Below are 12,952 nucleotides of genomic sequence, written 5' to 3' on the forward strand. Positions count from 1 at the left end.
GGGAGACGAACGTGATCAACAACACCGCGAAACGCGCATATATTCATGGGGCGGCGCTGATGCCGGTTGCCATCGCTCTGCTGATGTCGACCCCCGCGCTGGCCCAGCAGGCGGCCCCGGCGCCCGTCGAAACGCCGGCCGAAACGCCCGCCGCACCCGACACCGTCCCGGCCAATGCCGCCGATGCCGGGATCGTCGTGACAGGCAGCCGCGTTGCCACCGGCTTCAAGGCGCCCACTCCGGTCACCATCACCACCACCGAGCAATTGCGCGCCTCGGCCCCAACCAATCTGGCCGATGGTCTCAACCAATTGCCTGTCTTTAACGGCAGCACCAAGACATCGAGCCCGTCCACCACCAACAGCCGCGGCGGCAACAGCGGCCAGAACCTGCTCAACCTGCGCGGTCTGGGCGCCCAGCGCACGCTGGTCCTGCTGGACGGCCGCCGCATGCCCGCCACCAACAGCGGCGGCTCGGTCGATATCAACATTCTGCCCCAGGGGCTGATCAGCCGGGTCGATGTGGTGACGGGCGGCGCATCGGCGGCCTATGGCTCGGACGCGGTGGCGGGCGTGGTCAACTTTGTGCTCGACACCAAGTTCAAGGGGCTGAAGGCCGAGGTGCTGGGCGGTGTGTCGGGCCATGGCGATTTGCCCTCGGTGGGCGGATCGGTGGCCTTTGGCACGTCGGGCGCCGATGACCGTTTCCATTTCATCGCCGGGGCCGATTATTTCCATCAGGATGGCCTGCGCGCCGATCAGAACACCGGGCGGGCATGGTTTGACAACAATGCGGGCCTGATCGCCAATCCGGTGGCGGGCGCCTTTCCGCGCAATCTGATCATCCCCTCGATCCGCAGCTCGGCGGGCACCTATGGCGGCCTGATCTCGGCCGGGCCGCTCCGGGGCACGCAATTTCTGCCCGGCGGCGTTTCGGCGCCCTTCAATTACGGCACCAACACCGGAACGGCCTTTCAAAGCGGCGGTGACGGTGCGCGGGCGAATATCGGCCTGATGCCCACGCAAACCCGCTATAACGCCTTTGCCCGCGCCGAATTCGACCTTTCCCCCGCGGCCACCATCTTTGCCGAGGGGCTTTACGCCAACAGCCACACCACCCAGGGCGCCTTTGTCAGCCAGAACACGGGGTCGAGCGCGGCCTATACGATCTATCGCGACAATGCCTATCTGCCCGCCGATGTGCTGGCGCGGATGGTGACGGCGGGTGTCCAGTCGTTCCAGATGGGCCGGTTTGAAGGCGAATTGCCGCTGTCGGAAAATGAATCGAAGATCAGCGTCTATCACGGATCGCTGGGCGTGCGCGGCGCGCTGGGCGGGTCGTGGAAGTATGACGCCAGCTATACTTTCGGCCAGACCGATCAGGAACTGCGTTCGAACAACCTGACCATTGCGCGCAATCTCTATGCCTCGGCCGATGCGGTGCGCGATCCGGTGTCGGGGCGGATTGTCTGCCGCTCGACGCTGGCGGGGCTTGATCCGGGCTGTACGCCGCGCAACCTGTTCGGCCCGCAGGCCGCCAATCAGGCCATCACCGATTATGTGACCGGCGACAATGTGCTCAACCTGCGCCTGCGCCAGCAGGTGGTGTCGGCCAACATCCGCGGCGATCTGGGCGACAAGATCCAGTTGGCCGGGCCGATCGCGGTGGCCGCCGGTGTGGAATACCGCAAGGAAACCGCCCGCCAGACCACCGATGCGCTCTCGCCCACCCGTATTGATTTCACCGGCATCCGGGGCGGCCCATCGGCGCTCAACGGCCGTCAGGGGCCCTATCGCTTCTTCAACCCCCTGCCGTTTTCGGGTCAGTATGACATCCGCGAAGGCTATCTCGAAGTCGCCGTGCCGGTGCTCAAGGATGTGCCCTTTGCCCGCTCGCTCGATCTGAACGGCGCGGTGCGCTATGCCGATTACAGCACCTCGGGCGGCGTGACGACATGGAAGCTGGGCGGCAGTTGGCAGATCAATCAGGCGCTGCGTTTGCGCGGCACGGTGTCGCGCGATATTCGTGCGCCCAATCTGCTCGAACTCTACAATCCGGCCACGCAATTGAACGGCAATGTGGTCTACAACGGCGTCCAGACCGCGCAGGTCAATTTCGCCACCGGCAACCCCAACCTGCGGCCAGAAAAGGCGCTGACCACCACCTTTGGCGCGGTGTTCCAGCCCGACTGGCTGCCCGGCTTCTCGGCCTCGGTCGATTATTACAAGATCAAGCTGGATGATGCGATCACCACCCTGACCGAGCAGCGCGTGGTGGATGAATGCGCGGCGGGCAATCAGGTGCAATGCGCCAACATCACCGTGCTGCCCTCCGGCTCGCTCAGCATCCAGCGGCCCAACCTCAATCTGGCCGCGCAGACCGTGGCCGGGATCGACTTTGAACTGGGCTACAAGACCACGCTGGCGGGCGGCAAGCTGAACCTGCGCCTGGTGGGCAATCACGGGCTGCAGAACAACTCGCAATCGCCCGGTTCGCCGGTGCTCGAAGGGCTGGGGGAAACAACCACGCCCAAATGGAGCGGCGTGGCGCAGGCCACCTGGACCAAGGGCGATCTCTCGCTCTTTGTGCAGGAACGCTTCATCAGCGCGGCCAAGCTGCGCGCGGATTGGGTTGAAGGAGTTGACGTGAACATCAATCACACGCCCGCCGTGTTCTATACCAACGTGACGGGCACCTATAATCTCCACCTGGGCGGCGGCAATCAGCAGATCTATCTGTCGGTCGCCAATCTGTTCGACCGCGATCCTCCGCTCTCGCCGCCCCCCGTCACCACCTTCACCACGGCCGCCAGCAGCGCCTACGATCCCATCGGTCGCTATATGACCATGGGCGTTCGGGTCAGCTTCTGATGGGCGGTCGGCGGGGGCCGGCCCTTGACGGCCCCCGCCATTTTCAGGGAAGGCAAGCGATGAACGAGAACCAACGTGTGGTCCCTCCCGATCTGGTCGAGCGCATGGCGCAGCGCCTGAGCCGCCAGTCGCGCGATGAACTGATGGATCGCTATGGCATCAGCTACAACACATGGCGCAAATTGCGGGCGGGCGATCCCATCCGCGCCTCGGTGGCCGAGCGGCTGGAGCAGCGGGTCAGGCAGAGTTTGGCCTGAATACGGCCCTTTCGGGTTGACGCGACGGATTGTGCGTTGCAGGCCAAAGCGGTGATACCGCCAGCTTGATCGAAAGGACATCCGGCATGGACCTGCCAGCGGGCGAGCCGCGCAGCTTTCGTCTGATCGCGCTGGTGATTGCCTCTGCGCTGTTGATGCAGCAACTGGACGCTACGGTGCTGGCCATTGCCATGCCCGCCATGGCGCGCGATCTTCATGTGCCTGCTTCCTGGCTCAGCGTGGGCCTGACCTCCTATCTGGTCTCGCTGGCGATTTTCATTCCGGCCAGCGGGTATATGGCGGATCGCTGGGGCGCGCGGCGGATCTATTGCGCGGCCATTGTGGTGTTTCTGCTGGGCTCGGTCGGCTGTGCGCAGGTCAATGGGCTGGGCGGGCTGGTTCTGGCGCGCATGGTTCAGGGGCTGGGCGGGGCGCTGATGATGCCGGTGGGACGGCTGATCCTCATCCGTTGCACCCCGCGTGATCAATTGATGGCGGCGCTCTCCTGGCTGGTGATGCCCGCTCTGGTGGGGCCAATTCTGGGGCCGCCGCTGGGGGGCTTTATCATCACCTGGCTGGACTGGCGCTGGATTTTCTACATCAACCTGCCCGTCGGCCTGCTGGGGCTGGTGCTGGCGTTCTGGCTGATGCCGCCGATGCCCGGCGGGGCCGCCGTTCCCTTTGACGGCAAGGGTTTTGTCCTCTCGGGCGCGGCGCTGGGCTGCGGAGTGTTCGGGCTTGAACTGGTCAGCCGCGCATGGGGAGGTCCGCTGGCCTGGGCCTTGCTGATGGCCGGGGCGCTGTGGGGCTGGGCCTATGTCCGCCATGCGCGGGGGCTGGCGGGCGCGCTGCTCGATCTGTCGCTGCTGCGCATTCCTTCGTTCGGGCTGTCGGCGGCGGCGGGCAATCTCATCCGCATTGCGCAGGGCGCGCAGCCCTTTCTGCTGGCGCTGATGCTGCAAACCGGGTTTCACCTCTCGGCGGCCTCTGCCGGGGTGATCGCCATGGCGGGCGCGGTGGGGGCGGTGGTGATGAAGCCGCTGGCCCCGCGCATAATTGGCCATTTCGGCTATCGCAGCAGTCTGAGCGTGGCGGGTGTGGTCTCCAGCCTTGGCTATGGTGCGCTGGCCTTTTGGCAGGAAGGTTGGCCGATCGGGGCGATGATGGCCATTCTGGGCGTGACCGGCCTGTTCACCTCGCTGGGGTTTACCGGATACAATACGGTGGCCTTCCTCAACGTTCCGCCCGAGAGGATGAGCGCGGCCACCAGTCTCTATGCCACGATCCAGCAATTGTGCTTTTCGCTGGGTATCTGCATCGCGGGCGTGGTGCTGGAAATCGTCGGGCGGGTGGATGTGGCGGGCGGCGGCGTCATGGCCTATCGCGCCGCCTTTCTCACGGTGGCGGCGGTTTCGGCCTGGGCGCTGATGTTCAATCTGCGGCTGGCAAACCGCTATTGATGCGGGAGCCGGGCGTGGGGCGGCGTTGCGCGCTACTCCGGCGCTCCATCCACCGCCACAATCCGGTGATAAACAGAAAGGCCGGGAACAACCCCATCGCCACGGCCAGCCACCGCGTGAACAGGCCCAGCACGCTGGCATCGTGCAGACAGTGGAGCCAGTTGTTGATGGTGGTGGTCGGGCCTGCTCGGTCGGCGTTCTGTACCGCCATCACGTGCCCGTCGACCGGATCGACAAAGACATAGGAGTGGGGAAAACGCATCGAGGGATCATGCGCGGTCTTCATGCGGAATTTATAGACGCCTTGGCCGACGGGCGGCACCTCGATCCACACGATCCGGGCCGAGGGCAGGGCGTGCATGGCGATGGCGACGGCCTGCGCGATGGGGAGGCGCGGGCCATGATCGCGCATCAGGCTCATTTTAGGCGGGCGATCAACCGGGCCAAACACGGGGCGCAGCACCGCATTGCTTTCATCGGGCAGCGCCAGCATCACGCCCGTTATCACCAGCACGCCCAGCAGGGGCAGGCCGATCAGCCCCGCCAGCTTGTGCATATCCCGCAAGCGCCGGGTCAGCGCCGCCCCGCTGGCATAACGTAGAGCCTTGCGCCAATCGCCACGCCCGCCGTTTCTGGGCCACCATGCCCAAACGCCCGTGACCATAATCAACGCGAAGATGGCCAGCCCGCTCCACCCCACAATCGCCCGCCCGGCCTCGCCGCCCAGCAGTTCCATGTGGAGGTCATAGATCCAGGTCATCAGATAACGGCCCCAGACATCCTCGCGCAAAACCCGCGCTCCATCGGGCGAGAGCCAGACCATGGTCCGATGCCCGCCATGGCCCATGCCCGGCATTTCATAGCGGACAGGGATGGGGCCGGGCTCGCCCGTCAGTTCAAACCGCCATGCGCCCGCGCGCTCCGGCCATTGCGCGCGCAGGGTTGCCAGAGCGCGGTCCCACACCGGCGAGGCGGGATCGGGGGCAGGGCCAAGCGCCGCGACCTGAATTTCAGGATGCAGCGCCCGGTCGATGCTCTGATAGAACACCAGCGCCGATCCGGTCAGGCCCAGCAGCACAAACAGCGCCCCCAGCGTCAGGCCCATCCAGAGATGCACCTGACGCACCGCTTTGCGGATCGGCGCGGCCATCAGAAATGGACGCCCAAGGCCAGCTCGACGCTGCGCGGGGCGCCGATGTAGATGTTGGTGGTGGGATAGCCGGAATATTCGCCGTAAAACGCGTTGGTCAGATTGCGCCCGCGCAGCGTCACGCGCACTCCCTTGCGGATTTCCGCCACCACAGAGGCATCGAGCGTCGTGTGGCCCGCCACATGGATGCTGTTGGCCGTATCGGTGAAAAAGCCCGAGGCATGGCGGACAATGCCGTTCACGCTGAAAGGCGTATGCGGGATGGCATAGCTGATCCGGCCGGACAGCGTGGTGGTGGGCGTGTTGATGGGCCGGTTGCCGGTGCGCACCGCGCCGCCCGCTTCGATCAACTGATCATATTTCGCCTCGACATAGCCGATGCTGCCGCCCGCGCTCAATTGTTTGCTTAGCCAGCCCTCCACGCTCAATTCCGCCCCGCGCGAAGATTGGCTGCCGCCCTGAACGCTCAGCGAGGGGTTGAGCGGATCGCGAGTGAGGATGTCATTCTGCTTGATATAGTAAACCGCGCCCGTGGCCGAGAGTTTGCCGCCCCATGCGCTGCCCTTGAAACCGGCTTCCCACGAATGGCCCTTGGTGATGCGGAAGGCGGTGTTGACGATGCTTTGCAGCAGCATGGACGAGACCGGCACGGCGGCGGTCGAATGCTGGGCATAGAGCGTCAGACCGGGCGTGACGGCATAGGTGGTGCCGATCCGCCATGACAGGGGATGGTACCGGGGATTGGCGCTCTGGAGGCTGTTGGGCGTGACAAGATAGTTCGTCACCTGCCGGTTGAGGTCGATGCTGTCGGTGCGGATGCCGCCCACCAGCAGCCAGTCTTTCGTCAGGTTCAGCGCATCCTCGGCAAAGATACTGGTGGTGTTGAGGCGGGAATCGAAGAATTGGTTGCCCGCTGTGTAAACGCTGTCCGCCGTGGGAAAGGTGCCCACGATCGGCGCATAGGGATCGACGCGCGATACCGCCGTATTGGGCGCGCTCTGGCGCAGGCTGGTGAAATTGGTGTGGTTATATTCCAGCCCGATGGTGGCGCGGTTGCGAAGTCCCGCGATTACGCCATCGTTGGACAGGGCCGCGCGGGCGTTCCAGAACTGATGGTCGTGATAGAACCGCTGGAGCGTGCGCAGAAAACTGCCGCCGGGATAGCCGGTGGAAGGGGCGGCGTAGGTCTGCGTGTCGGACAGGATGAAATCACGCCGCGCCGTGTAATAGGTCAGATCCACCCCCAGCGCCCATCCGCCGCCGATGGCCCAATCGATCCGGCTGCGCAAAGTGGTCTCATCCGCGCCCGATGTGCCGCCATCGGGGTTGTAATTTACCCGCGCCAGGGCCCGGTCGAGCACAAGGCCGTTGGTGGTCGTCACGATGTTGCTCGCCTGCCGCGCGGTTGCCGCCTGCACGAGCGGGGCGCCCTGATACGTGCCATTGGCGCGGTCATTGTAATGATCGACCGCCAGCAAAATACTCACCGGCTCTATCGGCTTTACCAGCAGGCTGGCCGTCAGGCCCAAGGAGCGGATCTTGTTGCCGGCCACATCATACAGGCTGTCGGAGGAAAGCTGGCTGACATCGGCCCGGATCGCCGCCTTGTCCGACAGTTTGACATTGACGCCGCCCGCCGCGTTCAGCGTGTTGAAGCTGCCATAGGACAGCAGGCCGTCGAAGTGGCTGGCGTCCAGCGTCGGCTTGCGCGTCACCTTGTTGATGATGCCGCCCAGCGCGCCTTCGCCCTGCAGCACGCTGGCGGGGCCTTTGATGACCTCGATCCGGTCGAAATGCCATGTGTTGGTGTCGCGCTGGACCACGGTGGAGGTGGAAACGCGCACGCCATCCTGCAGGATCGAGACGGCATTGCCGGAAAAGCCGCGCATCATCACCACCGCCGGATTGCCCGGCACATTGCCGGAAATCGCGCCCGGCACATCGGCAAAGGCCTCGCGCGCGGTGCGCAGGCCGCGCTGCTCGATATCGGCGGCGGTGATCGCCTGAACCGTAGCGGGGGTTTCCAGCGCGGTCAGGCCGAGGCGGCTGCCGGTGCTGGAGGTGGCTTTGAGATCAAGCGGATCGGCGCGGCCTTCGACCACGATTGTCTGGCGGGCCGGATCTGCGTCATCGGCGCGCGCAACGGCGGGCGCGGCCAGCAGGCCCGCCACCAGCGCAAGGCGTGATATTTTCATGAAATTCCTCGAAAATTCTGATTTTTCAGGCAAACGGCCCAAGCGCGACGCGCGCCGATTGGCAGGGCGAGCACGCGTCGCCCCTGCCGCCATCGGCATCAAACCGCCCTAGCCGTTGAAAAAGGCTGGTTCTGTCAGGCCAGTGCAGGCGGTCCGCGCAGAGGCGGGCGCAGATAATGGACGCGCTGAGGCGCATTCGGGATAACCGGCGCAAAGCCGAGCGTCAGCAGGAACAGCAGCGCCAGCGCCAGTTGGATCGGATCGGCCCCGCCCAGCGCGCCATGGCTCAGCGCGGCAAAGGCGCAGGGGGCGTCGGCCTTGGCCTTGTCATGGCTCTTGGAGTCGTGATCCCTGATGCCGATTTCGATTTGCCGGGTGATCTGGTGGCCGATCGAGTCGGCACAGATCTGAACCGTGATCGTCCTTGTTTCCCCGCCCAGCATGTAACCGGCGGGAATCAGCGCTTTCATGCACAAGGCCAGCGCGACCAGCAAAGCGGCCAGGCGGGCGTGGGACAGAAAAAAGGCGCGAAATGACGTCATTACAGATTGATCCTCTATCGCCGCAGAATGGATTTGTCACTGGCCCGGATCGATTTTCATGCCCCTTGGGTCATCTTGACCTGCTGCCTGATCAAACGCCTGCTTTTTATAGATCCATTGCCCCACTGTTTCGTTTTATTGCGCAGTCTTGTCGCGCTTGAAGGGTAAGGATCTGCCGCTATTTACCTGCTGCAACTGCGAAAGGATGGGGCATGGCCAAACAGAATGTGGGATTGCGGCAGGTGGCCCGGTGGATCGGGTTGATATTGGGGCCGGACGGCCCTTATTTGCGCATGGCGCTGATGTATGGCGCGGCCATTTCGCTGCTTTCGCTGGCCACGCCCATCTCGGTGCAGTTGCTCATCAATGCCGTGGCCAATATCGCGCTGCCCGCGCCGCTCTTCACGCTCTCGGCCATCCTGTTTGGCCTGCTGTTGCTGGCGGGCCTGTTAAGCGCGCTGCGAGTCCATGTGATGGCCCTGTTTGAACGGCGCTTTTTCGCCCGGATGATGGCGGAGATCACGCTGCGCGCGGTCCATGCCCGCAATCCCTTCTTTCACGATGCCCGCCATGGCGATCTCTTCAACCGCTTCTTTGACATGGCCACGGTGCAAAAGGCGCTGACCAGCCTGCTGGTGGGCGGCTTTGCCATTGTGCTGCAAGGCGCGGTGGGACTGGTGGTGACCAGTTTCTACCACCCCTTCTTTCTGGCCTTCAACGTGCTGCTGGTCACGCTGATCGCGCTGATCCTGATGGTCTGGGCGCGCGGAGCCTTTACCACGGCCATTGCCGTCAGCCATTCCAAACATGCCGCCGCCCATTGGCTGGACGGCGTGGGCGGATCGAACGGCTTTTACAAATCCAGCCGCCACATGCATTTCGCCATCGACCAGTCCGAAGCGCTGACCGCCGATTACGTGGCCAAGCATCGCGCCCATTTCCGTTATACGTTTACCCAGACCATCTGCCTGCTGCTGCTCTATGCCTGCGCCAGCGCGGGTCTGCTGACGATGGGCGGCATGCTGATCATCGCGGGTGAGCTTTCCATCGGCCAATTGGTCGCCGCCGAGCTGATCCTGTCGGGCGTGTTCTATGGCATCGCCCAATTGGGCAATTATCTGGAAATCTTCTACGATCTGGTCGGCGGGCTGGAGGAGCTTTCACTGTTCTGGGATGTCTCGCAGGAGAGCCCGCCCAAGCCCGATGCGCCCGCGCTGCCCAATGGCGCGATTGCCTTTCGCCATGTCGAATTGGGCGATCATCACCTGAACTTCACCGTGGCCAGCGGCGAGCAACTGGCCATTCTGGCCGCGCCGGGGGTGGACCGGGCCGTTTCGGTGCTGCTCAAGCGGCTCGATACGCCCGCGCGCGGCCTGATCACCGTGGGCGGGGCCGATATCGGCACCTATGACATGCTGCGCCTGCGCTCGGATGTGGTGGTGCTTGATCGCCCCACCATCGTCGATCTTTCCTTGCGCGATTATCTCTCGCTGGCCAGCGGCGACCGCCATGAAACCATGATGGACGCGCTCGATCTGGTCGGGCTGGCCGACCGGGTGGGCCAATTGCCGCAGGGCATGGACACGATGCTCTCGCCGCTGGGCTGGCCGCTGGCGGTGGGGGAAACGATGGCGCTCAAACTGGCGGGCGCGCTGCTGGCGCGGCCCAAGGTGCTGGTGCTCTCGCCGCTCTATGACCTCTTGCCCCCCGACCGGCTGGACCGCGTGCTGGAGCATCTGCGCCAGACGGGAACCAGCGTTTTGCAATTCACCGGGCGGCCCGAAGGGCTGCGGCGCGACGGCTGGCTGTGGCTGGGCAATCGCGAACAGATCCGGGGCGCACAATGGGAGGATATTCGCTCGGCTGCACAAAGGGCCTCTGGCCTTGGCATGGAGGCGCGGGCATGAGCCGGTTTGAGCGTTTTGCCACCTTGAGCGCGATGCGCCCGCCCCGTGTGATGCGGGCGGTGGCCTGGATGATCGCCCTGTCCATTCCGGCCATCGTGGCCTTCCTGCTGCTGGTGCCATGGGTGCAGACCGCGCCGGGCCGGGGCAGTGTCACCGCATTGGACCCGCATGACCGCGTGCAGCAGGTCACCGCGCTGGTGTCGGGGCGCGTGGAGCAATGGTATGTCAACGACGGGCAGGAGGTGAAGGCGGGCACCCCGATTGCGCGCATCGTCGACAATGATCCCGACGTGCTGACCCGCATGGCCGCCGAGCGCGCGCAGGTCTTGGCCCAGATCGATTCCGTGGCGCAGGCGATGGCCGTGGCCAGGCTGGATGTGGAGCGCACCCGCTCGCTCTATGCCGATGGCCTTGCCGCGCGGCGCGATTATGAAAACACCCAGATCAAGGTGGCCGAACATGCCGCCAAACTGGCCGAGGCCAAGGCCAAGCTGAGCCGGGTGGACATCGCGCTGAACCGTCAATCCGCGCAGGTTGTGCGGGCGCCCCGCGACGGGCGCATTCAGGCGATCAACACCAGCGTGGGCGCGTCTCTGGTCAGCGCGGGCGACTGGCTGGCCACTCTGGCCCCCGAACATTCCGAGCGCGTGGTCGAATTGCAGATCGACGGGCGCGATGTCGCCATGGTGCGGCGGGGCCAGCGGGTGCGGCTCAATTTCGAAGGCTGGCCCGCGATCCAGTTCAGCGGCTGGCCCTCGGTGGCGCAGGGCATGTTCGACGGGCGGGTGCGCTCGATTGACCCTTCGGCGCTCGACAATGGCCTGTTCCGTGTGTTGGTCGAACCGTTGCCGGGCGCGCGGGGCTGGCCGGACAGCAATTTCGTCCGGCTGGGCTCCAAGGTGCGCGGCTGGATCCAGATGAACACGGTCAGCGTGGGCTATGAATTGTGGCGTCAGCTCAATGACTTCCCGCTGGAAATGACGCCGCCGGAAAATCCGGGGCCGCGCAAGGGGCTGGGCAAGGCGCTGTCCGACAAGGGCGACAAGGCCAAGAGCAAGTCCAAGGCCAAGGATTCCTATGAGGAGGAGGGCAAGTGATCCGGGCGCTGATCGGCGCGGCGCTGGGGCTGGCGATGTCCGCCCCGGCGGCGGGGGCGGCGGAATTGACGCTCAAACAGGTGCTGCAATCCTCGGCCGCCCATGCGCCCCAGATCCTTGAGGCCGTGGCGCGCCAGAAACAGGCCGATGCGCGACTGCTCTCGACGCAGGGCCTGTATGATCTGGTGTTCGATGGCGATGTGCAATGGCGGGCGCTGGGCTATTATGACAATGCCACCGCCGAGGCCAAGGCCACCCGCCCGCTGACCTCCAACGGCGGCAATTATTACGCGGGCTATCGTCTCTCGATGGGGCCGTTTCCCACCTATGACGGCAAATCCATCACCAATTCCCTGGGCGAGGTCAAGGTCGGCGCGGTGTTTTCGCTGCTGCGCGACCGATTGATCGATGATCGGCGGGGGCGGATGCAGATTGCCGGGCTGGACACCGATCTGGCCGAGCTGGAGCGCGAGATGGTGGCTGTGGGCGTGCAGCGGCGCGCGATTGATGCCTATCAGCAATGGGCGGCGGCGGGCCAGCGTCTGCGCATCTATCGCGATCTGCTCGAACTGGCCTCGGCGCGGCAGACCTCGATTGAAAAGCAGGTCAAGGCGGGCGCGCGTCAGGCCATGCTGGTGGTGGAAAACCAGCAGAATATTGTGCGCCGACAGGCCTTGCTGGTGCGCGCCGAGCAGGATCTGGCGATCCAGGCCAATGCGCTCTCGCTGTTCTGGCGCGATGCGGAGGGGCGCCCGATTGTGCCCCGGCCCCAGGACCTGCCCGAAACCCTTCCGCGCCTTGCGCCGCCGCTGGGGCTGAGCGAGGAGGAGGCGATCAAGGCGCGGCCCGACATGCAGATGCTGATGACCCGTCTGGCACAGGCCTCGGCGCGCAGCGCGATGGCCCAGAACGAACTGCGCCCGCGCCTTGACCTGCGCGTCGAGGGATCGAAGGATATCGGCGATGGCGGCCCGATGGGCTATGTCCGCCGCCCGGCCGAGGCGATTGTCGGCCTGCGCTTCACCATGCCGCTGGAGCAGCGGCAGGCGCGCGGGAAAATGGCCGAAGCCGCCGCCGAAACCGACGCGCTGGTGCAGCGTCAACGGATGTTGGAGCAGCAATTGGCGGTGGAGATCGCCAACCTGAAGACGCAGGTCACCGGGTCGGACAAATTGGCCCATCTGGCTCATGACGAGGCGGGCCTTGCCGCCCGCATGGCCGAGGCCGAACGCCGCCGCTTCAGCCTTGGCGCCAGCGATTTCCTGCTGGTCAACCTGCGCGAGGAAGCCGCCGCCGACGCCCGGCTGCGTCAGGTGGACGCTGAATATCGCGTCTCGGCCTCGCGCGCCGAACTGGTCGCTTCGCTGGTGGATCGCGGGCAATTGGGGCTGGATGAGGCGCGATGACGGGAACGCGCAGGCCGTAAAAAAATTGCATGATGCGTGAGGGGTGGGGGCAAAGCCCGCGTATGAGG

General features: G+C 65.0%; 9 protein-coding genes. 6 read left to right on the top strand and 3 right to left on the bottom strand.

Annotated features, from left to right (window positions below; translation table 11 throughout):
* The first annotated feature begins 11 nt into the window (after window positions 1-11).
* The 3 genes from PQ467_RS06295 to PQ467_RS06305 all read left to right on the top strand — a co-directional run bounded on the left by PQ467_RS06295 (window position 12) and on the right by PQ467_RS06305 (window position 4,587).
* Entirely contained in the window at window positions 12-2,870 is a 2,859-nt protein-coding gene (locus tag PQ467_RS06295; RefSeq protein WP_274175681.1) for a TonB-dependent receptor plug domain-containing protein, read from the top strand.
* A gap of 59 nt (window positions 2,871-2,929) precedes the next feature.
* Entirely contained in the window at window positions 2,930-3,127 is a 198-nt protein-coding gene (locus PQ467_RS06300; protein ID WP_274175682.1) for a hypothetical protein, read from the top strand.
* Window positions 3,128-3,213: 86 nt separating this feature from the next.
* Complete coding sequence (locus PQ467_RS06305; RefSeq protein ID WP_274175683.1) at window positions 3,214-4,587, top strand: MFS transporter; 1,374 nt, start codon at window positions 3,214-3,216, stop codon at window positions 4,585-4,587.
* Here PQ467_RS06305 and PQ467_RS06310 read toward each other — a convergent pair.
* The 3 genes from PQ467_RS06310 to PQ467_RS06320 all read right to left on the bottom strand — a co-directional run bounded on the left by PQ467_RS06310 (window position 4,559) and on the right by PQ467_RS06320 (window position 8,474).
* Window positions 4,559-5,737: a PepSY-associated TM helix domain-containing protein gene (locus PQ467_RS06310; RefSeq protein WP_274175684.1), complete on the bottom strand. Its 1,179-nt coding sequence runs from the start codon at window positions 5,735-5,737 to the stop codon at window positions 4,559-4,561. The genes PQ467_RS06305 and PQ467_RS06310 overlap by 29 nt on opposite strands.
* The gene (locus PQ467_RS06315) at window positions 5,737-7,932 is read right to left on the bottom strand and encodes a TonB-dependent receptor (protein ID WP_274175685.1); all 2,196 of its coding nucleotides are present in this window, start codon (window positions 7,930-7,932) and stop codon (window positions 5,737-5,739) included. Before PQ467_RS06315 ends, PQ467_RS06310 begins: the two co-directional genes overlap by 1 nt.
* Window positions 7,933-8,066: 134 nt before the next feature.
* On the bottom strand, window positions 8,067-8,474 hold the full coding sequence (locus tag PQ467_RS06320) for a DUF2946 family protein (RefSeq protein ID WP_274175686.1): 408 nt from the start codon (window positions 8,472-8,474) through the stop codon (window positions 8,067-8,069).
* 212 nt (window positions 8,475-8,686) lie between these two features.
* On the opposite strand from PQ467_RS06320, the gene PQ467_RS06325 reads away from it, so the two are divergent.
* Genes PQ467_RS06325 through PQ467_RS06335 form a run of 3 tightly spaced genes read left to right on the top strand, consistent with a single transcriptional unit; the run spans window position 8,687 to window position 12,884 of the window.
* Window positions 8,687-10,381, top strand: a complete 1,695-nt coding sequence (locus PQ467_RS06325; protein WP_274175687.1) for an ABC transporter transmembrane domain-containing protein — start codon at window positions 8,687-8,689, stop codon at window positions 10,379-10,381.
* Entirely contained in the window at window positions 10,378-11,478 is a 1,101-nt protein-coding gene (locus tag PQ467_RS06330) for an efflux RND transporter periplasmic adaptor subunit (protein ID WP_274175688.1), read from the top strand. Before PQ467_RS06325 ends, PQ467_RS06330 begins: the two co-directional genes overlap by 4 nt.
* Window positions 11,475-12,884 carry a TolC family protein gene (locus PQ467_RS06335; RefSeq protein ID WP_274175689.1) on the top strand — a complete coding sequence of 470 codons (1,410 nt, stop codon included), beginning with the start codon at window positions 11,475-11,477 and terminating at the stop codon, window positions 12,882-12,884. Before PQ467_RS06330 ends, PQ467_RS06335 begins: the two co-directional genes overlap by 4 nt.
* Window positions 12,885-12,952 lie beyond the last annotated feature (68 nt).

This window comes from Novosphingobium sp. KACC 22771 (assembly GCF_028736195.1).
In the GTDB taxonomy this organism is placed as follows: Bacteria; Pseudomonadota; Alphaproteobacteria; order Sphingomonadales; family Sphingomonadaceae; genus Novosphingobium.

Bases quoted from the DNA above. Each gene is read 5' to 3' on its own strand.
- PQ467_RS06300 (WP_274175682.1), top strand. From the start codon at position 2,930: ATGAACGAGAACCAACGTGTGGTCCCTCCCGATCTGGTCGAGCGCATG.
- PQ467_RS06305 (WP_274175683.1), top strand. From the start codon at position 3,214: ATGGACCTGCCAGCGGGCGAGCCGCGCAGCTTTCGTCTGATCGCGCTG.
- PQ467_RS06310 (WP_274175684.1), bottom strand. From the start codon at position 5,737: ATGGCCGCGCCGATCCGCAAAGCGGTGCGTCAGGTGCATCTCTGGATG.
- PQ467_RS06315 (WP_274175685.1), bottom strand. From the start codon at position 7,932: ATGAAAATATCACGCCTTGCGCTGGTGGCGGGCCTGCTGGCCGCGCCC.
- PQ467_RS06320 (WP_274175686.1), bottom strand. From the start codon at position 8,474: ATGACGTCATTTCGCGCCTTTTTTCTGTCCCACGCCCGCCTGGCCGCT.
- PQ467_RS06325 (WP_274175687.1), top strand. From the start codon at position 8,687: ATGGCCAAACAGAATGTGGGATTGCGGCAGGTGGCCCGGTGGATCGGG.
- PQ467_RS06330 (WP_274175688.1), top strand. From the start codon at position 10,378: ATGAGCCGGTTTGAGCGTTTTGCCACCTTGAGCGCGATGCGCCCGCCC.